This is a genomic window from Nesterenkonia lutea (genome assembly GCF_014873955.1).
GTDB classification, from domain to species: domain Bacteria; phylum Actinomycetota; class Actinomycetes; order Actinomycetales; family Micrococcaceae; genus Nesterenkonia; species Nesterenkonia lutea.
Genome location: NZ_JADBED010000001.1, coordinates 1970804 through 1991163 on the forward strand (window position 1 = coordinate 1970804; position 20360 = coordinate 1991163).

At 66.5% G+C, this 20360-nt stretch carries 21 protein-coding genes; 5 read left to right on the forward strand and 16 right to left on the reverse strand.

Annotated features, from left to right (window positions below):
• Nucleotides 1–149: 149 nt before the first annotated feature.
• The 5 genes from H4W27_RS09010 to H4W27_RS09030 form a co-directional block, all read right to left on the reverse strand.
• Nucleotides 150–410 (reverse strand): hypothetical protein, encoded by a 261-nt coding sequence (locus tag H4W27_RS09010; RefSeq protein ID WP_192595630.1) that lies wholly within the window; start codon nucleotides 408–410, stop codon nucleotides 150–152.
• Nucleotides 411–504: 94 nt separating this feature from the next.
• The gene (gene fliS / locus H4W27_RS09015) at nucleotides 505–930 is read right to left on the reverse strand and encodes a flagellar export chaperone FliS (RefSeq protein ID WP_192595631.1); all 426 of its coding nucleotides are present in this window, start codon (nucleotides 928–930) and stop codon (nucleotides 505–507) included.
• A gap of 19 nt (nucleotides 931–949) precedes the next feature.
• Nucleotides 950–2266 carry a flagellar filament capping protein FliD gene (fliD, locus tag H4W27_RS09020; RefSeq protein ID WP_192595632.1) on the reverse strand — a complete coding sequence of 439 codons (1317 nt, stop codon included), beginning with the start codon at nucleotides 2264–2266 and terminating at the stop codon, nucleotides 950–952.
• Between the two features lie 152 nt (nucleotides 2267–2418).
• Nucleotides 2419–3243, reverse strand: coding sequence for a flagellin N-terminal helical domain-containing protein (locus H4W27_RS09025; protein ID WP_192595633.1), 825 nt, complete (start codon nucleotides 3241–3243; stop codon nucleotides 2419–2421).
• 149 nt (nucleotides 3244–3392) lie between these two features.
• A complete protein-coding gene (locus H4W27_RS09030) occupies nucleotides 3393–4214 on the reverse strand; it encodes a sigma-70 family RNA polymerase sigma factor (protein ID WP_192595634.1) in 822 nt (273 codons plus the stop codon).
• Between the two features lie 308 nt (nucleotides 4215–4522).
• On the opposite strand from H4W27_RS09030, the gene H4W27_RS09035 reads away from it, so the two are divergent.
• From H4W27_RS09035 to fliW, 4 genes are all read left to right on the forward strand, one after another.
• Nucleotides 4523–4987 (forward strand): flagellar protein FlgN, encoded by a 465-nt coding sequence (locus tag H4W27_RS09035; RefSeq protein ID WP_192595635.1) that lies wholly within the window; start codon nucleotides 4523–4525, stop codon nucleotides 4985–4987.
• A gap of 64 nt (nucleotides 4988–5051) precedes the next feature.
• Nucleotides 5052–6479, forward strand: a complete 1428-nt coding sequence (gene flgK / locus H4W27_RS09040) for a flagellar hook-associated protein FlgK (RefSeq protein ID WP_192595636.1) — start codon at nucleotides 5052–5054, stop codon at nucleotides 6477–6479.
• Between the two features lie 13 nt (nucleotides 6480–6492).
• The gene (locus tag H4W27_RS09045) at nucleotides 6493–7380 is read left to right on the forward strand and encodes a flagellin N-terminal helical domain-containing protein (RefSeq protein ID WP_192595637.1); all 888 of its coding nucleotides are present in this window, start codon (nucleotides 6493–6495) and stop codon (nucleotides 7378–7380) included.
• On the forward strand, nucleotides 7377–7760 hold the full coding sequence (gene fliW / locus H4W27_RS09050; protein WP_192595638.1) for a flagellar assembly protein FliW: 384 nt from the start codon (nucleotides 7377–7379) through the stop codon (nucleotides 7758–7760). The genes H4W27_RS09045 and fliW overlap by 4 nt, the downstream gene beginning before the upstream one ends.
• Here the strand turns inward: fliW and H4W27_RS09055 are convergent.
• The 7 genes from H4W27_RS09055 to H4W27_RS09085 form a co-directional block, all read right to left on the reverse strand.
• Nucleotides 7739–8287, reverse strand: a complete 549-nt coding sequence (locus tag H4W27_RS09055; RefSeq protein WP_192595639.1) for a flavin reductase family protein — start codon at nucleotides 8285–8287, stop codon at nucleotides 7739–7741. The genes fliW and H4W27_RS09055 overlap by 22 nt on opposite strands.
• A complete protein-coding gene (locus tag H4W27_RS09060) occupies nucleotides 8287–9870 on the reverse strand; it encodes a GMC family oxidoreductase (RefSeq protein WP_192595640.1) in 1584 nt (527 codons plus the stop codon). The genes H4W27_RS09055 and H4W27_RS09060 overlap by 1 nt, the downstream gene beginning before the upstream one ends.
• Nucleotides 9870–10481 carry a thiamine pyrophosphate-dependent enzyme gene (locus H4W27_RS09065; RefSeq protein WP_225939067.1) on the reverse strand — a complete coding sequence of 204 codons (612 nt, stop codon included), beginning with the start codon at nucleotides 10479–10481 and terminating at the stop codon, nucleotides 9870–9872. Before H4W27_RS09065 ends, H4W27_RS09060 begins: the two co-directional genes overlap by 1 nt.
• Nucleotides 10478–10978 carry a thiamine pyrophosphate-binding protein gene (locus H4W27_RS09070; protein WP_192595641.1) on the reverse strand — a complete coding sequence of 167 codons (501 nt, stop codon included), beginning with the start codon at nucleotides 10976–10978 and terminating at the stop codon, nucleotides 10478–10480. The genes H4W27_RS09065 and H4W27_RS09070 overlap by 4 nt, the downstream gene beginning before the upstream one ends.
• A complete protein-coding gene (locus H4W27_RS09075; RefSeq protein WP_192595642.1) occupies nucleotides 10975–12369 on the reverse strand; it encodes an NtaA/DmoA family FMN-dependent monooxygenase in 1395 nt (464 codons plus the stop codon). The genes H4W27_RS09070 and H4W27_RS09075 overlap by 4 nt, the downstream gene beginning before the upstream one ends.
• A 7-nt stretch (nucleotides 12370–12376) precedes the next feature.
• Entirely contained in the window at nucleotides 12377–13915 is a 1539-nt protein-coding gene (locus tag H4W27_RS09080; RefSeq protein WP_192595643.1) for an aldehyde dehydrogenase family protein, read from the reverse strand.
• Between the two features lie 155 nt (nucleotides 13916–14070).
• Complete coding sequence (locus H4W27_RS09085; protein ID WP_192595644.1) at nucleotides 14071–15141, reverse strand: ABC transporter substrate-binding protein; 1071 nt, start codon at nucleotides 15139–15141, stop codon at nucleotides 14071–14073.
• Between the two features lie 203 nt (nucleotides 15142–15344).
• Here H4W27_RS09085 and add point away from each other — a divergent pair, with 203 nt between their 5' ends.
• Nucleotides 15345–16403: an adenosine deaminase gene (gene add, locus H4W27_RS09090; RefSeq protein ID WP_192595645.1), complete on the forward strand. Its 1059-nt coding sequence runs from the start codon at nucleotides 15345–15347 to the stop codon at nucleotides 16401–16403.
• Between the two features lie 24 nt (nucleotides 16404–16427).
• Here the strand turns inward: add and H4W27_RS09095 are convergent, their stop codons facing one another.
• From H4W27_RS09095 to nagB, 4 genes are read right to left on the reverse strand one after another with little or no spacing between them, the layout of a single operon-like run.
• Entirely contained in the window at nucleotides 16428–17627 is a 1200-nt protein-coding gene (locus H4W27_RS09095) for an N-acetylglucosamine-6-phosphate deacetylase (protein ID WP_192595646.1), read from the reverse strand.
• A complete protein-coding gene (locus H4W27_RS09100; RefSeq protein WP_192595647.1) occupies nucleotides 17624–18583 on the reverse strand; it encodes an ROK family protein in 960 nt (319 codons plus the stop codon). The genes H4W27_RS09095 and H4W27_RS09100 overlap by 4 nt, the downstream gene beginning before the upstream one ends.
• Nucleotides 18584–19537: a glycoside hydrolase family protein gene (locus H4W27_RS09105; protein WP_192595648.1), complete on the reverse strand. Its 954-nt coding sequence runs from the start codon at nucleotides 19535–19537 to the stop codon at nucleotides 18584–18586.
• Nucleotides 19534–20322, reverse strand: coding sequence for a glucosamine-6-phosphate deaminase (gene nagB, locus H4W27_RS09110; RefSeq protein WP_192595649.1), 789 nt, complete (start codon nucleotides 20320–20322; stop codon nucleotides 19534–19536). The genes H4W27_RS09105 and nagB overlap by 4 nt, the downstream gene beginning before the upstream one ends.
• Nucleotides 20323–20360 lie beyond the last annotated feature (38 nt).

Genomic DNA, 20360 nt, shown 5'->3' on the forward strand with positions numbered 1-20360 from the left:
AGGGCACCTTGAATCGACAGCGGCCGATCCGTGGCCTCAGAGGTCGAGCAATCCTTGCTCACTGCACACTTTCGGCAGGCTCAAGGGATGCGTTAGGCGGATGCAATGAAGTTTTTCAGGGAATGTGGAGGCGGCTCCCACGTCCGAATTCAGCCACTCGTGTCGAGGTACCGCGCCTCTCCCGAATCGCGCGGGGGAACCTGCCGCAGAGCGTTGAGCTGACGGCCGACATCGTGCCGCGCCGCTCGGGCGCGGGCGCTGGCCTGGGCCAGAGACTCCAGGACGGCCTCGGCGCGACTCTCCAGTGCTTGCGGCAGCGGGCCGGCGTCAGGGGCCTCGGGGGCCAGGACCTCTTCGTGTCGCCGGCCGGGGTCTGCGGGAACATCTGGCTGCGCTGTGGATTCGGCCACCTGACGAGCCCAGGTCTCTAGCCTCGTCAGATAGAGCTCCCAGTCCAGGACGTTCCGCGCAGGGCTCTCCGAGTCCGGATCGGCTGGCGGGCGGCTAGCCGACACCGAGGACCCCGCGGGACGCGGCGACCGGTTCCGCAGCTCGGGCCGTCTCGGCGGCCTCATGCCAGGTGGCGCGCAGCGGCTCGAGAATCTCGATGATGCTCCGCGTCTTCAGCGGGTCTCTTCGGGTGTTTGCGGCGATGAGCTCTGCGGTCGCGAATGCGTAAAGAGCTTGGAGCTCACGACCGCCTTCCCAGACCTCGGTGTCCAGCGAGGAGGTGAGCTCGGCGAGGATGGCCTGGGCGTGGACCAGTTCCGCTGAGGCGTCCTGCCAGCGCTGCTGCTGCTGCGCAGCCTCGGCGCGGCCCAGGTCCAGCAGCAACCGGTCATAGAGCATGGTGAGCAGCTTCGCCGGGGAGGCGGAGAGGATGGCTTCTCGGTTGAACTGGCTGCGCGCTCGGGTGACGTTCTCATACATGGCTGGGGTCCCCTCTTGATCAGGAGTTCTTCTGGGAGGAGCTCTGTGGCAGCGAAGCCAGCTGCGAGCTCAAGTAGTCCATCTGGGAGTTGAGGCTCTGCATCTGAACCTCCAGGGCGGCGTAGGTGCGCTCGAGCGTGGCGCGCCGGTTCGCGAGTCGGTCATCCCACTGCTCCACCTGGTCCGTGAGCCGGTTGGCCAGGCCTTCCTGGCCCGTGATGCGCTGGGTGATCTGTCCGTCATAGCGGTCGGAGAGCTGGGTCGCCACATCATTGATCCGCGTGGCGAGCTGCGCCACGGTGGCCTCCACCCCGGAGGGATCGGCTGCGAGCGCGGCGGCGAACTTCTCCTTGTCGAAGGTCAGCTCTCCGTCGCGGGTCACCGAGATCCCGATCTCCGAAGGTGAGCGGCCGTCCACCGGCCGGATGACGGCATCGCTCATCCGCTGCTGCGCGCTGCGGACCGCGCTGTCACCGGTGAGGACGCCCGCAGAGGTGCTTCCGTCACTGCCGGTGGCCACCTTGGAGTTCGTGCGGATATAGCTGAGCACCGAGTTCACCGAGGTGACAAGGGATTCGGCAGTGGTGGTGCTGGCCTCGGCATCGCGTGCCACTGTCACGGTGACGGGGGTGGTGCTCACGGCACTGACCTGGACGTCAACGCCGGGCATGAGGCCTTCGAAGGTGTTGCTGGCCGAGGTGACGCGCTGTTCGGCAGCCGTGCCGGCCCAGAGCGTGAGGGAGGCATCGGCTCCAGCGCTGGTGACGGTGCTGCCCACAGCGCTGCCGCCTAGGGTGAAGGCGCCATCGGAACCAGTCTCGGCGGCGGAGAGCTGCAGCCGGTGGGTGCCGTCTCCCACGGGGATCTTGACGGCATTGACACCCGCGCCAGAGGCATTGATGGCCTTGACGACGTCATCGAGGCCGGTGGAATCTGACGTGATCGCTGTGGTGGTGCCGTCGGCGGCAGTGATGCTGAATTCTTCCGTGTCCCATTCAGCCACTGCGCCAGTGACCAGAGTGTGGCGCAGTGCAGTGCTCTCCACCGTGAAATCCAGGCTTCCCGCGGCGTAGGCAGAACTGGCAGTGGCAGTGACGGACTGGCTGGACGACTGTGCGGTGAAGGCGCGGAGGGCGTCGGGCTTGGCGATCTCCGCCGAGCTCTCGGCAACGGCAGCCACGCGGGTGTTCAGACCCTGCAGGGCGGCGACGAAGGTATTGGTCTTGGAGGCCTGGCGCTGGAGCAGCTGCTGCGGCACGGCTTCGACCTGCATGAGGCTCTCGATCAGTGCGGCGGAGTCCAGGCCGCTGGCGAGTCCGGGAAGCGCGATGGACACTGAGAATCTCCTGGGGGGGTGCGGGTGAAGCGTGGGTATGCGGGAGGGCCTGCCGCGCCGAGGTGCCGCCGAAGCGTTATCGCCGACGCGGCAGGCCCGTCCACATCAGATCGACCTGCGATCCTTCAGTGGATCCTCTATGAGAGGCTCGATCAGCCGAGGAGCTGCAGAACGCCCTGGTTCGACTGGTTGGCCTGAGCAAGCATGGCGGTGCCGGCCTGGGACAGGATGTTCGAGCGGGTGAAGTTGACCATCTCGGACGCCATGTCCACGTCGCGGATGCGGGACTCCGCAGCCGAGAGGTTCTCCCGGGACACGTTGAGCGAGTTGATCGCCGACTCGAAACGGTTCTGCGAAGCACCGAGGTCTGCACGTGCGGTGGAGACTGCCGTGATCTGGGTATCAATGGTTCCGATGGCGGCGTTGGCACTAGCCGCATCGGTGAGGGTCAACCCCTGGACGACGCCTGCAACTGTACTCAGATTGGTCAAGTCGACCTCCAGCTGATCGTTTGCGGTTGCGCCTGCACCGATCTGGAATGTGAGGACGTTGTCATCCGTATTCAGCAAGTCGATCCCATTGAAGTTCGTCACGTCCGCGATGCGGCCGAGCTCCTCGCCCAACGCAGTGATCTCGGACTGGATCGCCGTACGCGAGTCAGCATTGTTTGAATCATTGCCGTACTGCACCGTGAGGTCGCGCACGCGCTGCAGGATGGAGTGCGCCTCGGTCAGGGCGCCTTCTGCGGTCTGGATGACCGAGATGCCGTCCTGAGCGTTGCGGGCTGCCACGCCGAGGCCGTTGACCTGGGAGCGCAGGCCCTCCGAGATGGCGAGGCCGGCCGCGTCGTCGGCTGCTCGGTTGATCCGCAGGCCCGAGGAGAGCTTCTCCAAGGACTTGGAGAGATCGTTCTGAGTGTTCGAGAGGTTGCGGTGAGCGTTCAGTGCCGCGATGTTGGTGTTGATCTGCATACCCATGGTGATTCCTCCATGAAAGTGGGTGTGTGTCTGTGGCGGGTCCATCCATGGACTCCACACACCTCTATCGGCACGAGCAGGAGATGCCGTTAGTGAAGATCAGATTTTCTCGACCGAATGCGAGCGCGAAGATTCAGTGTCGGCGCAGGTCAGAATTCCACGAGCGGGGCCGGCCGCAGGCCGCGGGCGCCCTGGAGAAGTCCGCCGAGGGTCCGCTCTCCCAGCTCCTGGAGGTACTGGTCACGACGCCGGGAGCTGGTCCTGAGCGCACCCACGTCCACCGGCCCGGAGCTGTAGTGGGTCTGCAGGCCGTCGCGCAGAAGCTTCATCGCCTCAGAGCGCTGCTGAGAGACCGCGGAGTGGGTGATTCCCAGATCGGCCGCGATGTCCTTGACGGTGGCGCCTTCAAAGAAGAGCTGGGAGACGATGAGTCGCATCCGCTCGGGCAGCGTCTCCACCGCCGTGCGAAGCATGGCCGTCTGCTCTGCGTCCACGAGTTCCTGTTCGGGACTGCGCCCCTCCGTCACCAGGTAGTCCGACATATCGGACTCCAGCGTCACCACGCTGCGCGAGGCGTCCTGCTGGGTGGCTGAGATGACCTTCTCCTCCACGCCCATCGCCTGGGCGAGCTCGCTCAGGCTGGGGGCGCGTCCCAGTGCGGCCGTGAGCGTCTCCTCGACGGTCTTCAGCTCGCGGATCTTTCTGCGGGACCCACGGCCGGCCCAGTCGGCCGAGCGCATGTCATCGGCGAAGGCACCGATGATCCGCCGGCGGGCATAGGCCCCGAAGGGCACTCCGAGTTCGGGATCGAAGGCATCGGCGGCGGTGACGAGCGCGATCGAACCGACCGAGGTGAGGTCCTCGCGGGAGAGATGCGTGGCCTTCGCGCACATCTCAGCAACCAGATAACCGACCAGCGGCAGGTTCTCCACCACCAGCGCGTTGCGCGCGTCTCGATTCACAGCAGGCATCCCCTCAAGAACTCGATCGACCGCACCCCCATGCGGCGAAGAAACCTGTACCTGAACGTCCGTCTGGATGCCCCGTGAACATAAGCTTAGTTTCTCCTGGGAACAGATAGTAGCTGACTGACCGTTACCAGTCCATGACCTGAATGTGACCTGATTGCAAACATTGCCGGGCGTGCGGTCAAGAATCTTCGTCCACGGGCTAACCTGCGCCCAGGCGCCGCCGATAGACTCTGTTGACGGGCTGCCGAGCACCCGGCCCGGTAAGCACCGCCGGTCACTCGTCACACATCGAAACCGGGGGATCCGACATGTCTGTCAACGCGCTCTCAACACGGCTATGGCGTGAACGTGAGCTGCTTGATCTCCTGCAGTTCAAACTCGAGGAGCAGCAGCTGCTCCTCGTCTCCGGGAAGTCCCGGTGGGTCGGTCACGCGGCGCGGGAGATCGAGACGGTATTGGAGAAGCTGCGTGAGGCCTCTCTGAGCCGAGCGGTGGCATCCTCCTGGGTCGCTGCGGAGCTGGGCATGCCGGAGGATGTGACGCTGGCCCAGCTGGCTGCCGCAGTCAACGAACCCGCCTGGCGCGAGGTGCTGAACCAGCACCTGCAGGCTCTGCGCACCTCCGCCTCAAGCATCACGGCACTGCGCGACACCAACTCCACCTACCTGCGTTCAGCTCAGCGCGCGGCGCAGGAGTCCCTCGCCGCGCTGGATTCGGAACCCTCCGGATCCGCCGAGGACAACGGTCCACGGCTTCTCGACACCAAGCTCTGAGCGGCGCCGCATCCCTCCCCGCAGCGCCCATCAGGCAGAGACACTACGAGACTAAGGACACCGCGTGAGCACCTTCAGCGGATTGAACACCGCATGGACGGGAATGACCGCCGCCCGCCGCTCCATGGAGACGGCAGGGCAGAACATCGCCAATGTGGGCGTGGACGGCTACACCCGCCAGCGCGTCGAGACCGCCTCTGTGGGCGCCGTCTCCTCCGTCGGGCGCCTCTCTGGCCCGGTCACCTCGGGGCAGGGGGTCACGCTCACCGGCATCGCTCGACTGGCAGATGCTCAGCTCGACGCCCGCGTGCGAGGCACCGCGGGCATCAGCGGGCAGGCCGAAGTCATCTCTGCCGGTCTGGAATCCTTGGAATCGAGCTTCCGTGAACCAGGCCCCAACGGACTCTCCGCGCTGCTGAGCGATTTCTGGTCCGGATGGGACGATGTCGCCAATCAGCCGGGCGAGCAGGCACCCGCCGCCGTCGTGATCGCCCGTGGGAAGGCTGTGGCGGATCACCTCGGACAGCTGCACGGGGAACTCACCGATCAGTGGAGCGCCCAGCATCGGGGACTGAGCTCCGAGGTGACTGAGGTCAATGCCACGGCCGAGCGCGTCGCGGCCCTGAACGGTCAGATTCGATCCGCCACAGCCGCGGGCGGCAACGCCAACGAGCTCATCGATCAGCGCACACAGCTCACCACCCGGCTCGCAGGGCTGACCGGGGCCACTGTGCGCACCCAGACAGACGGCACCGCCGAGGTGCTCATCGGCGGCACTCCACTGGTGGCTGGGACCACCGCCCGCTCGATGGAGCTCTCCGGGGGCTCCCGATCGCAGGACCAGGAGGCACCCCGGCTTGCATGGTCCCACCGTGCGCCCGGAGACCCCTCCAGCACCGTCGATGTCCAGTCCGGTGTGCTCTCAGGACGGCTCGCCATGCTCGCTACGGCAGAGACCGACGGCACGGGCGGTCCCTTGGCGGAGACTCTGCAGGCTCTCGACGCTCTGGCCACGGACCTGGCGACGCGGGTCAACAGCGTTCAGGCCGAGGGCCGCACCACGGCAGGTGATTCAGGGGAGCCCTTCTTCGCGATCGATCCCACACGGCCGGCTGCCAGCCTTCGCGTGCTAGCGACCGGAGCCGAGGACCTCGCCGCTTCAGCTGAGGGTGCGGGGGCTCTCGACGGTTCCAACGCGGCACGTCTGGCATCCTTCGGGGAACTCGCCGACGGTCCCGATGCGCTGTGGTCACAGCTGGTCATCTCCACCGGCACCGCTGTGCGGAATGGCGCCCAGGAAGCGGTCAACGCCTCCCTGGCGCTCGTCTCGGCGCTTCAGCAGCAACAGTCTCAGGCTGGGGTGTCCCTGGACGAGGAGAACCTGGCGCTGGTGACCCATCAGCATGCCTACCAGGGTGCGGCCCGGGTCCTCACCGCCGTGGACGAGATGCTTGACACCCTGATCAACCGCACCGGCCTGGTCGGACGCTAGAGAGGCTGAACCCATGTCCATCTCACGAGTCACCCACGGCTCCACTGTGGCCAACGCCCAGCGGAACCTGCAGACGGCCATGCACCGGCTGGCCACCGTCCAGGACAAGGCCGCAACCCTCAAGGAGATCTCGCGGCCCAGCGACGATCCGGGTGCCGCGGCTGAGGCCATGGCCGTGCGAGGAGAGCAGCGCGCGGCCGAGCAGCACAGCCGCAATGTGGACAACGCCAGTGGTTGGCTGACCACGGCTGACTCGGCATTGAGCACCGCCACCAATCTGCTGCATCAGGTCCGTGACGTGGTGATGTCCGGCGCGAACCACGGGGCCCTGCCCCAGGCGGCACGTGAGGCCCTGGCCGTGCAGCTGGACAACCTCCACGGGGAACTTCTCAACGCTGCGAACTCGCAATACATGGGGCGCAGCGTCTTCGCCGGCACCTCGGACGCCGCAGCGGCCTTCGAGGCCGACGGCGCCTTCAACGGAGTGGAGAACTCGACGGTGAACCGCCGAGTCGGCGCAAACACCTCTGTCCGAGTCGATGCCGACGGCGCGGCGGCCTTTGGTGAGGGACCCACCAGCGTCTTCGCACTGGTGACGAGCCTCGCCGAGGACCTGCGCGCCGGAGCCTCGGTCGGTCCCCGACTGGCCGAGGTGGATGCGCGGCTCAACGACGTCCTGGCCACACAGGCCACCATCGGCGCAGCTCATGCCTCAGTGCTCAAGGCCGAGAACGCCCTGGCGGATCAGAAGGTGACCCTGGAGGCGCGGCGCTCGGGCCTCGAGGACGCTGACCTCGCACAGGTCGCACTCGATCTGCAGACCCAGGAGCTGGCCTACCGTGCAGCACTGGCATCCTCGGCGAAGGTCATCCAGCCCTCACTGATGGACTACCTGCGATGAGCAGCGTGCACTTCCCCGCCTCGCTGCCGGGACTCGAGCCGCTTCAAGACTTCACCCTGGCACAGGTCGAGGGGTCCACGGGACTGTACAGTCTGGACTCCGCCGAGCTGCCCGAGGTGCGGCTGTTCCTGCTCGACCCCGCGATCCACCTGCCGGAGTATTCGCCGCGCACCACGGGTCAGCTGGGCGCCCTCGGTGACCCGGCTGCGGAAGACGTCCGGGTGCTCGTCATCGTCAATACCTCCGACGGCGCCCCTCATGTCAATCTGTTGGCCCCGGTGCTGCTGGATGTGGCCAGCTCCCGCGGCGCCCAGGTGATCCTCGAGGGCCAGGATCTGCCGGTGCGCGCGGCGCTGCCTCAGCCGGCCGCCACGAGGTGATGGAAGCCCCTCGACCGGTAGACCAGCGGAGAAGCCGCTGAGTCCACCTGCGCCCCGAGGACCTTCAGCAGCACCACATGATGGTCTCCGGCCGGGGTCTCACTGATCACCTCACACTCCAGATGCAGCGGGGAGTCCGCCAGCAGCACGGCACCGGCGCCGGTGACGCTGTAGTTCAGCGTCTCGAAGCGGTCCCTGGTCCTGGAGGCGAGCTGGTGGCATGTCTGCTGCTGGTCGTGCCCCAGCACTGAGACTCCAAGGATCGGTGCACGTCGAAGGGTCTGCCAGGTGCGTGAAGAGCTCTGCGCCGAAAAGACGGCCATGGGCGGGTCGAAGGAGATCCCAGCGGCGAAGGACGTCACCACGAATCCCACCGGACCCTCCACCGTCTGTGCGCACAGCGCCGCGATGGCGGATGGGTAGGAGGCGAAGATGTCCTCCGCCCGCAGCTCGGCAGATGTGGACTGCGAGCCGGAGCTCGATGGCGGTGCCGAGCCCAGGCGCCTGAGGCTGCCGAAGCTGGCCATCAGCGAGCCAGTTCTTCGTGGATGAGGACGGCCGCCCGTTCCGCCACCGCTATCACCGGTGCCTGAATGTTGCAGGTCGGAATCACCGGAATGACCGAGGCGTCGGCCACCCAAAGGCGCTCTGTTCCATGCACCATCAGACGCGGATCCACGACTGCCATGGCGTCGGTTCCCATCTTGGCGCTTCCACAGCAGTGGAAGAACGTGTCGCAGGAGAGCCGGACGAACTGCTCGGCCTCTCGGCGGGAGAGCCGCTGGGAGGGAGAGACCGGTCCTTCGATCAGCTGGCGGTACCCCTGGGTCTGAGCAAGCTCGAGCACAGTGTCGATCCCTTCGATGAGAGCCGTCATATCAGCAGGCTCTGCCAGATAATTCGGCTGGATCTCCAAATCGCCTCCGGCCGAGAGGAGTCTCAGCTGACCGATGCTCTGGCTTCGCATGAGTCCTGGAGAGATGGCGCAGATCCTCTCGTCGGCGTGCTCCACGCCGTAGCGTGAGGCGACGCCGGGTCCGGCATGCACGCCCTGGACCACGAAGGCATGCAGATCGGGGCGGTGGTCTGCCACGGAGGAGCGCCAGTTCAGCATCGCCCCGCCTCCGTTGTCGCGCAACGGCCCGCGCGGTTCTCTGAGTCGGAAGTTCATCCCCATCAGCAGAGGATGATCCTGAAAGTTCTCACCCACCCCGGGCAGGTCCAGCAGCGGCGTCGTCCCGACGGCGGCGAGCTGGTCTGCGGGTCCGATCCCCGACCGCATGAGCAGCCGCGGGGTGCCCAGCGCTCCCAGCGTCAGCACGACCCCGCGGGAGGCGCGCAGGGTGCGGCGGGACCCGTCGTGGTGGACCACCAGGCCGGTGCACCGCCCGGACTCGAACGTCAGCTCAGTGACCTCGGCGTCGGTGTGCACAGTCAGGTTCGGCCAGGCGGCAGCTGGTCGCAGATATCCCCGTGCGGCGCTCCAGCGCTGGAGCGTTCCGTCCTGCGTGGTCGCGTTGAAATTCGCCAGGCAGGCGCCTTCATTGCTGATGCCGTTGGCGTCCCCAATGACGGGGAGTCCGAGCTCTTCAGCTCCGCTGAGCAGTGATTCGGCCACCGGGTGAGGGTCGGGAGAGACCTCGATCCTCATGGGACCGCCGGCTCCCCTGGTGTCGGACTCGCCTCCCATCCAGTCTTCCGAACGCTTGAAGTAGGGCAGCAGGGACCCGTAGTTCCAGCCGGTGGCCCCTGCAGCCTCCCATGCGTCGTAGTCGTCAGGGTGACCGCGGTACCAGAGCATGGCGTTGATGGAGGAGGAGCCTCCCACCACTCGTCCGCGCGGGATGGGGATGCTCCGTCCCCCCACGGACTCACTGGGCGCGTAGACCTCCTGCCAGTCGAGCGGGCCGCCCAGCTGCGTGGCCCAGTCCCGCGCCTCACGCACCTCGGCGAGGTGCTCCTCCGGCCCGCCTGCTTCGATAAGCAGCACCGAGAGCTCCCGGTCTTCAGCCAGACGTCGGGCGAGCACGCATCCAGCTGAACCGGCTCCAGCGATGATGATGTCGTATTCAGCGTGTACAGCGCCCGATGAGGCTGGGGGCTGGCTCATCAGTTGTGCTCACTGGGGCCCATGATGCTGATGCCCTCGGTCTTCTCCACATGGCGGACGAAGGTGTACTTGTCCTCCCTGCCGTCGGAGTGCTTGCGGCTGATGCCCGGCTGGAGGATCCCATCAGTCTTCGCGACGACGACGTAGGGCTCCCGAGCGGCCAGTCCTGCACGGCAGTGGCGTTCAAAGTCTTCGAGATCGTCGACGACGAAGGCCTTCTCGATCCCACATCCTCGGGCGATCTCCGCGAGGTTCACCCTCCCGGAGGCAGTGTGCGTCTTGGGCCCACCGATGGACTGGTAGCTCTCGTTGTCCCAGACCACCACGAAGAGGTTCTCCGGGCTTTCGTTGCCCAAAGTGGCAAGGATGCCCAGGTTGAAGAGCAGCCCACCATCGGTGTCCAAAGACACGATCCGACGGTGGGGCAGTCCGATGGCCAGGCCCAGCGCCTCCCCGGTGACACAGCCCAGCTGCTGCTGGAAGAGGGACCCTTCACGCATATGCGGTGCTGCGTTGTACCACTCGTCCACCGCTCCGCCCAGGGAGAGGATGACCAGTTCCTCGGCAAGCTGCGCCCCGAGCCGTTCCATGCATTCGTATCGCTTCATCATCGGACGATCCCTCCTGAGAGCACGACGGCGGAGTGGTGGTAGGCGCTATAGGACCAGGTGTAGCTGTCCTCGATCGCCTGGGTGATCTCCTGGGTCTGCTTCACGATCCGGTACGGGGTGCGCAGCGCGTCGAGGATGGGTTCCATGGTGATCCCGTGGGGGATCGCCCACCAGTTGTTCTCGCCGAGATCTCCACGGTGGCTCATGATCATGATGACCGGGATGCCAGCGCCAAGACCGAGGCGGGCCAGATGCTCCACCGACGCGCGCAGGCCCGAGTTCTCCATGATCAGTGCTGCGCGTCTGCCGGAGAGGAAGACGCCGCCGCAGATGGCCGCTCCCTCTCCTTCGTTGGTGACCTGGACGGTGCGGATGTCCGGGTCGGCGTCGAGGGCGGGGTAGAGCTCCTTGAGCAGCGAGTCAGGGAGGTAGCACACCACCTCCACGCCAGCCTGTTTGAGACCGGTGATCACGGCGTCGACCGCTTCCTGTTTCATCCTTGACCTGATTCTCTCGAAGGGTGGTGGCTGGAGCGTCGGGGGCCGGAGCCGGTGACGCGTTCGCGAAGGGTCGCCACAGGGCTCTCCGGCGCAGGGATCGGTGGCATGAGCTCGCGCTGCCGCAGCAGCGGCACCACCGTCTGGGCGAATTCAGCGAAGACGTCCGAGTCACCGAAGGTGGGCTCCAGCATGAAGCCGTCGATGTCGGTGGTCTCCACCAGGTCCTGGATCCGTTGAGCCACCTCGTCCGCCGTGCCGGTGAGCTGGAATCCACGCAGCGCCTGCAGCCGGAAGCGATCGAGGACCTCGCCGATGGTGGGCACCGGAGATCCTGGCTTCACATAGCGGTCGATCAGCGTCTGGCCCTGCTGCGAGTCGAGCCCCGCCGCCACGGCCTCGGTGACCGGCGCGGTGCGCTCCAAGCGACGCAGATCAATGCCGGTCATCCCCGCGAAGACAACTGCCGCATCAGCCGGGGCGTAGAGATCCTCCAGCTCCTCCCGGCGCACCTGCGCCTCATGGTGGGAGGTTCCGAGGACAACTGTCATGCCGGAGATGATCTTGACCGATTCCGGCGCACGTCCGGATGCTCGCGCCGTCTCACGAATCGAGGCGACCTGTTTCGCTGCCTGAGGCGCATTCTGGCCCTGAATGAAGACCGCCTCGGCGTGTGCGGCGGCGAAGGCGCGACCCCGTGATGACGTGCCGGCCTGGAAGAGGACCGGCGTGCGCTGGGGTCCCGGGGAGACGGCGAAGGGGCCGTGGCAGCGGTAATGGACGCCATCATGGGCCACGTCGTGAACCTTCTCCGGGTCCGCGTAGGTTCCCATCTCAGGGTCCCGCGTCTCCGCGTCGTCCTCCCAGCTGGTCTCCCAGAGCGCCGAGCAGACCTGGAGGAACTCCTCCGCCCGGGCGTAGCGCTCGTCATGGCTGGTCTGCTGGTCATCGAGTCCGAAGAGCCGGTCGGTGGTCGTCTGCGAGCTGCCGGTCACCACATTCCAGCCGATGCGCCCAGCGGTGTAGTGGTCCAGCGAGGCGAAGCGTCGTGCCGTCGCGTAGGGGTGCTCCACTGTGGTCGGCGAGGTCACGACGAAGCCCAGCCGGGACGTCTGGCTTGCCAGCGCGCTGATGAGCAGCATCGGATCGAGGCCCGGAAACTGAATGCCGTGTCGGATGACCTCCTCCGGCACAGTCCCCTCGATGGTCGGAAAGCCATACGTGTCGGCGAAGAACAGGAAGTCGAAGCCCGCCTCGTCGAGCAGCTTCGCGGTCCGGACCCAGTACTCCATCTGATCCCAGCTGTTCGCCTTGGCGTCAGGATGGGTCCAGGTGGGGAGTCCGTTGTTCGGGTTGAGCATCTCGAAGACGCCCAGGCTGATGTGTTTCATACGCTCCTCAGATCACTGCACAGACGGTCTTGGACTCCAGATAGTTGGACAGGCCGAGGGCGCCGTTCTCGTAGCCCCAACCGGATTCCTTATGTCCGCCCTTGGGCAGCTCGGGAGAGAAATAGGAATGGCAGTTGATCCAGACGGTCCCCGCCTTGATCTGTGCCGCCATCCGGTGCGCGTTCGAGAGGCCCTCTGTCCAGACGCTGGCCGCCAGTCCATAGCGTGAGTCGTTGGCCCATTCGATGACCTGCTCCGGATCATCAAACGGGGTCACCACAGCGACGGGACCGAAGATCTCCTCGCGCATCAGCGGTGAATCCTCGGCGACTCCGCTGACCACCGTGGGTTGGAAGAAGGTCCCCTCTGCTCCTCCCTGGACTCCCCCGGCGAGCACCTCCGCACCCTCAGCCCTTCCAGAGGACACATAGGCCTGCACCCGGTCCGCCTGGGCGCGGCTGACCAGGGGGCCGAGCTCGGCGCGGGGGTCCATCCCGTGGCCGAGGCTCAGCGACTCGGCCTTCTCGGCCATGGCTGCGAGCACCTGCTCGTAGACGCCGCGCTGGGCGTAGATCCGTGAGCTGGCCACGCAGACCTGGCCGCCGTTGTCGAAGATTCCACGGGATACTCCGGCGGCGGCTCGCGTGACATCGGCGTCGCCCATGATGATGGCCGGTGACTTGCCGCCGAGCTCCAGAGTCAGGCGCTTCAGGTTGCTGCGGGCGTCGCCCACCAGCTGCTTGCCCACCGCGGTGGAGCCGGTGAAGGTGATCTTGTCGACGCCGGCGTGAGTCGCCAGCGCGGCTCCGACCTCCTGGCCGAAGCCGGTGAGGATGTTGACGACTCCGGCGGGCGTCCCCGCCTCGACCAACAGCTCACCCAGGCGCAGCGCGGTCAGCGGTGTGTTCTCGGCAGGTTTGAGCACCACAGTGCAGCCGGCGGCGAGGGCCGGGGCCAGTTTCATGGCCGCCATCAGCAGTGGACTGTTCCAGGGGACGACCGCGGCGACGACCCCGATGGGTTCGCGGACCGTATAGGCGAAGACCTGCCTCTCCGGGCCCTGCCGCCGCAGGGAGGTGGGAACAGTGGTGCCCTCCAGGGCTCTGGCCGCCGCGGCGTAGTACCTGAACTGTGCGATGGCTGCTGGAATCTCACCGAACTTCGCCGTGGCGAGGACCTTGCCCTGGTCGAGCGACTCCAGGGCGGCGAGCTCATCCAGGTTGGCTTCCAGCAGATCCGCGATCCGCCAGAGCAGCCGTGACCGTTCCTCCGGGGTGTTTCCGGCCCAGGGGTCTGACTCGAGCGCGATCCTCGCGGCGGCGACGGCAGCTTCGGCGTCCTGGACGCCTGCCCGCGGCACCATCGCCAGCGTCCGGCCGGTCGCCGGATCCACGGTGGAGAACTCGTCGCCGTCCGCGGCGGCGGTCCACCTGCCGCCGATCAGCAGCCCCAGCGGACCGCGGGCGAGGAACCGTGCAGCGGCGGTCTGGCTCGGCTCCACCGGGTTGAAAGAGAGGCCAGCCAGAGTGTCTGCGGTCCGTGTCATGGTCACTTCCTGGAGATCAGCGCCGCGGGGGCTCCGTTCGGAGGCCGCTACCCTGTCTCAGGAACTGCGCAGAACCTGAATCGTCACCGTCAGACGGGCGGGTGAGTGGCTTCTCCCGGTCAGGGGACCGGGAGAAGCGCGATCACATGTCGGGGTCAGTATTCGATGAGGTCGGGGTTCTCCTCGTAGACCTCGTTGATCAGCGTCATGTCGAAGATGTCATCAGGAAGCTCGTAGCCCACGGTCTTCACGGCCTCCAGTGTGTCCTGGACGGCGTCGTCGCTCATGGTGAGCAGGCCGTTCTCCTCGGTCCATTCGTTGGTCATGAGCTCCATCTGTCGTTCCGCGGTGAGCTGCTGGTGCTCGGGGTCCAGCCCCTGGTCGGCGCCATGGTCCTCCACCGTCATCTCGACCCCGGCCTCGGGGTCGTTCAGCGCGTCCTGCCAGCCGCGGACGGTGGCCTCCAGGAACGCCTTCAGCTCCTCACGGTTCTCCTCGATGTTCTCCTCTGTCGTGACGATCGAGCCGGCGGCGAAGGGAAGACCGTGGTCGGCGAGCATCATGTTCACGACTTCGGCGCCCTCGAGCTCCAGTGCGGTGGCCTGGTTCGTGGCGAAACCGATCGAGGCATCAAACTCTCCGGTGAGCAGACCTCCGGCGTCTCCCTGGATGGAGACGACGTCCACGTCGTCCTGGCTGATGTCGTTGACCTCGAGGAAGGCGTAGAAGGCCGGCTCGTTGCCCGGAGCGACGCCGACGGTCATTCCTTCCAGATCCTCGGGCGTCTCTGCCGGGTTCTCTGCCAGGGAGAAGATCGAGAAGGCATTCTGCTGGAAGACGGAGCCGATGATCTTCACCGGAGCGTTCTCACCCTCCGCCTCGATGAGGGAGGCCGTGTCGATGGGGTTGGACATTGCCGCCAGGTTGTCGCCGGTGACCAGCTGGGTGGCGGCAGGGGTGGCGGATGGGCCGCCCGAGATGAGGTTGACGGACTCGAAGCCCGCCTCCTCGTAGTATCCGCCGTCCTCAGCGAAGTACATGCCGGCGAATTCCCAGGTCTTGACCCAGGAGAGGGGGATCTCCAGCGCTCCGAAGCTTGGCTGGTCGGAGTCTGACTCTGCGCCCTCCGCTGCAGCATCGTCTCCGGAGCAGGAGGTCAGCAGCAGGACGCCCAGGGCGGCCAGACCGGTGAGGCTGTGTCGGTGGGAACGGGTACGTGTGTGCATTGAGATACTCCTCATCAGTGATCCCCCTGTGGGAATGTCCACACTCTATGAAACGAATATTTCACCCACTTCGCACTCCTGTTACGTGCGGGTAAATGCTCGTGGAAGCACGGAACGAAATAAAAAGGCAACAGTTCTCTGCGTAGAGTCGAGAAAGCAAGAAACACTTGTTTCGACGATGTCAGCACTGGAAGGGGTCCTGCGTGAGCACTCTGCGCACCTATCTGCAGCTTCTGCCCAAGGCGGAGCTGCATTGCCATTTCGTCTCGACGATGCGGCCGGAGACGCTCCTCGAGCTGTGCCAGGCCCATCAGGTACAGCTGCGTACCCTCGACCTCGACTCGCTCTTCGACTACACGGGCCTCGCCGACTTCCTCGATGTCTTCAACGCTGCTCACCTCGCTCTCTCCACTCCGCAGGAAGTCGCACGTGTCGCCTATGAGGGTGTCGAGGATGCCGTGGCCACGGCCAACCTGCGCTACCGCGAGTACTTCGTCAACCCTGACAACTTTGTGGCCGGCGCCTTCGGCCGACCTGGACCGGGGATGGACTATCCCACCGTCATCGACGCGATGATCAAGGGGCTCGGGGCTGCCGAACGTGATTTCGGCGTCGGCTTCGGCATCATCATCGGCATCAACCGCTCGCTGCCAGCGGAGGCGGCTGCGGAGCTGGTGCGCACTGTGGTGGAGCATCCCCGCGCCCAGGTGCTGGGCATCGGGCAGGACGATCTGACGCCGGAGAAGTCGGAGGATCCGCTCCGATTCGCCGAGGCATATCGGCTGGCGCGTGAGGCTGGGCTGCGCTGCACGGCCCATGTCGGCGAGACCATGGCGGCCTCGCCGCAGGACGTGGTGACCGCGGCGCTGGAGCTGCAGCTCGACCGGGTGGATCACGGCTACCGCGTGGTCGACGACCCCCAGTCCCTGGCGGCCGCAAAGGCCTCGGGGCTCAGCTTCACCTGCACGCCATACTCCACGGTGATGCTCTCAGGATGGGAGCTCACTGCGGATCACCGCATCGCGCGCATGGTGCGTGCGGGACTGCCGGTGACGCTTGCCACCGACGATGCAGTGTTCTTCAAGACGGATCTGGCGCGCGAATACGTGGAGGCGCTGCCCGCCATGGGCATCTCCGCACCGGAGGCAACCGCCATCGCTCGGCAGGGTTTCGCAGCCGCCTGGTGCCCAGAGCAGCAGAGACAGCGTCTGCTCGCGGACTTCGACGGCGCGGCTCTGGCCCTGGGCACAGCGCTGCTCTGAGGAGCCACCCGTCCGACGCGACGGTCAGGCGATCCACGCCCCGCGCCGAAGGACGCCCGCGACCTGAAGGTCACGGTCGAGCACGACCGCATCTGCCTCCCTGCCCGGCGCGAGGCGACCGACCCGGTGGCTCAGCCCGCAGACGCGAGCGGGCACCACGGTGGCGGAGCGGACAGCGTCACCGAAGGGCACACCGGCCGCAACGCATCCGCGAACGAGATCCTGCATGAAGCCGGTCCCTCCGGCAAGCACCCCCGAACTGCGCAGCGTGGCCGCCGCACCATTGACGTCGACCTCCGCGGGGCCCAGCTGATATGTCCCGTCCTCGAGACCAGCCGCTGCCATGGAGTCCGTGACGAGAGCGACGTTGTCCGCCCCGACCAGCTCGAACACCGCCGCGACCATGTACGGGTCGACGTGCAGCGTGTCCGCGATCAGCTCGACGATCGCCTCGCCCCGGACCGCTGAACGCAGACATGCCGCGGCCGGGCCCGGTGATCGGTGGTGGATCGCCGGCATGCCGTTGAACAGGTGTGTCACCGTAGGTGTCTTCGGCTCGTTCTCAGATGTGAGCATGAGCTTTCGCGCATAGGCCAGGGAAGTCTCGGTGGTATGCGCATCGGCATCCGTATGCCCCACCGACGGCACGACGCCGTGGCTCGTCAGGAACTGGATCAATGCGTCCGCGCCCGGCAGCTCGGGCGCAAAGGTCATCACGCGGACGCTCCCGCCGGAGGCTTCGATCAGCTCCGCAGTCAGTCCGATGTCCGGCTCCGACAACCACTGGGGGTCCTGCGCACCACATCTGGCGCTGGAGAGAAACGGTCCCTCAAGGTGGATGCCAGCTACGGTCCCTTCATCGGCAAGCGCACCGAAGAGCGATGCGGCGCGGAGCATGTTCTCCCGGCGGGCCGTGACGAGACTGGCCAGCACCGTCGTGGTCCCGCGTTCATGGAGCCTGGCCAGAGCGCGACGCACGGGCTCCTCGGCAGAGGACGAGAAGTCCGCCCCGAAGGCCCCGTGGCAGTGCGCATCGACGAAACCGGGGACCAGGACCTCCCCGGCGTCCAGCACCTCTGCCGAAGGCCATCCCTCCGGATCGAAGTGCTCCCGCGGCCCCGCGTAGCTGATGTGCCCGGACTCTGTGGCGAGGATGCCGTCGGAGTGCTCTGCAAGACCGGTGTGAAGCCGGCCCTGTACTACCTGGCGGTATGTGCTGTTCATTGTTCTCCGGGGTCGTCATGGGCGGATGAGAGATGAGCGGACCTGCCGAGCAGCGCTGCGCCGAGGACCCCGGCCCGCGGACCGGCACGGGAGGCGCTGATGACCGGAGCGCTCCTCCAGCCCAGCATCTCCGCCACGGCCCGGCGCAGAGGATCCAGCAGGATCGGTCCCGACGCTGCGAGGCCTCCTCCTATGATGAACTCCTCGGTGTCGAGCACCGCGGTGAGGGTCACGACGGCTTTTGCGAGCGCCTGAACGGCCTCGGACCAGACCTGATCAGCGAGCCGGTCTTCCCCGACCAGTCGCGACACGTCGGCGGCGCTGCCGGCGCTTCCGCCCGCGGTGAGGTACCGCGTCAGGACCGCACTGGCGGACGCGTAGGCCTCCAGGCATCCGAGCTCTCCGCAGGAGCACGCGCGACCCAGGGGCACGACAGGCATATGGCCCAGCTCGCCGGCCTGCCCGTGAGCTCCGACCACCATTTCTCCCGCAGTGACGACAGCGGCGGACACTCCGGTGCCGAGGGGGATGAAGATGAAGTCCCGCAGGTCCGGCCGCAAGGCCATCTCCGCTCGGGCGGCTGTCCGAGCATCATGGTCGACCGCCGCTGGAACACCGAAACGGGTCGCCAATATGCTGCCCAGCGGCAGCTCGGTCCATCCGAGATTCACGGCGCCACGGACCACCCCGGCACGTGTGTCCACGAAACCCGGGCTGGCGGCTCCGATGGCCGTCGGCTCGTGACCCAGCGAGCGGGCACTCTGATCCAGCGTGGACAACACTGCGAGGACCGTGTCCAGGGAACTGGAGGAGCCTTCACACGTCGGGGCGACACGCTCGGCAGTCGCTTCTGCCCCGTCGACGAAGACAGAACCCTTGACGGTCGTCCCTCCGATATCGACGGCCAGGACGACGTCCGGCGTCCTCTGCCCCGCCGCTCCCAGTCCCCGCGGCACCTACGTCACCGGTCCGTCGGGGAACAGAGCGTGACCGGCCAAGACTTCGGCGAGCGGGACCGGAGTTCCGATCTCTCCGACGAACCGACCGTCCACACTGTTCTGGAAGCCGAACACCACCCATTCACCGTCGCGCTTCCTGAACAGCTGCGCCGCGTATATCCCGGGCACGAAGAAGCTGGAGCTGCTTGCGAGATCCCACGGCCCGAGCCGGCTCGCGCCTGGCGCGATCCAGGTGCCGGTGCTCGCGGTGCGGAAGGGGATCCCGGGCGCCTTGTCCGGCAGGCACGAGAACAGCAGCGCCGCCTCGCCGTCGACCACTCGAGACTGGATCACTTCCATCTCACCGAAACCTGCCGGTGCGGACAGCGGAGCTCGGCTCTCCCACCGGGTGAGGTCCGCACTGACTGCATGCCCGACCACACCGCGCTGCCCCGGGTCACCGGTCCGGCTGCGGGCCGTGATGAGCATGTGCCACAGCTGGGAGTCCTCGTCGAAGAAGACGAAGGGGTCCCTCCACGCCTCATCGGGCCAGGTCCCTTCGCCCAGCTTCTCGTACCATCTGGGGTCGGCTTCGAGAGCGGGCATCGAAGAGCGTGTCCAGGTCAGAAGGTCCTTCGAGACTGCCGAGCCGATCCGCTGCCGCAGCCCGCCTTCGGCGCGGCTGATCCCGGTATAGAAGAGGTGCCAGGTACCGTCGGGGCCGCGCACCGTGCAGCCTGTCCAGGTCGCCAAGTCATCCCAGGCGGGCCCGTCAGAGGCGGTGAGGGCGTCCGGCAGCAGCGTCCAGTCCTGAAGGTCCACGGACATCGCGTGCCCAATCGAGGCTCGGTGGTGGCGGGCGTCTGGATCCTGCAGTGCCCTGCTCGCGCGCAGAAAGAACAGGTGATAGTTCTCTCCGTCATCGGCGAGCCAGCTGTCCCATACCCAGTCATCCGGAAGTCGGAACGTCATCGGGTCCCTCCAGGGAAGTGGTGCTTGGCCTCGGCGACGAACCGGTGATAGTCGGCCAGTGTCAGCCCGGAGGCGGCGGCTTCGTCCAGCACGATCCTCGTGCGGGGGTGGAACTGCAGCAGCGATGCCGGACACATGCTGCTGACCGGACCCTCGATCGCGGCGGCGACAGCTGCGGCCTTCGCCTCCCCCTGGGCCACCAGCACGATTTCTCGCGCCTCCATGATGGTGCCCAGTCCCTGGGTGATGCAGTGCGTGGGCACGTCTTCGCCTTTGGCAAAGAACCTCGCATTGTCCATGCGTGTCTGCTGGGAGAGCGCTTTGACTCGGGTGCGCGAGGCCAATGAGGACGTCGGTTCGTTGAAGCCGATGTGCCCGTTGGTTCCAATGCCGAGGATCTGCAGGTCCACGCCTCCTGAGGCGGCCAGGGCGTGCTCATAGTCCAGGCACGCCTGCTGGATGTCGGCGGCGCTCCCATCAGGGGTGCGCACGTTGGCCGGGTCCAGTCCCAGCGGAGTCGTCAGTTCACGTTCGACGACGAGGGCGTAGCTCGCCGGATGCCGTTCAGGCAGGCCGACGTACTCGTCCAGGGCGAAACACCGCACGCCGTCGAATGTGACGTCTCCCTGGGCGTGCAACCGGGCCAGCTCGCGATAGGTGCCCAGGGGCGATGAACCGGTGGCGATTCCAAGGACCATATCGGGCGTCTCGGCGGCGCGGCGGGCGACGAGTTCTGCGGTGTGGGATCCGACCGCAGCCGGGTCCGCCAAGATGACGACTTCCACAGTCTGTCCCTTCTGCTGGTGGGTGGCTGGTGCTGAGG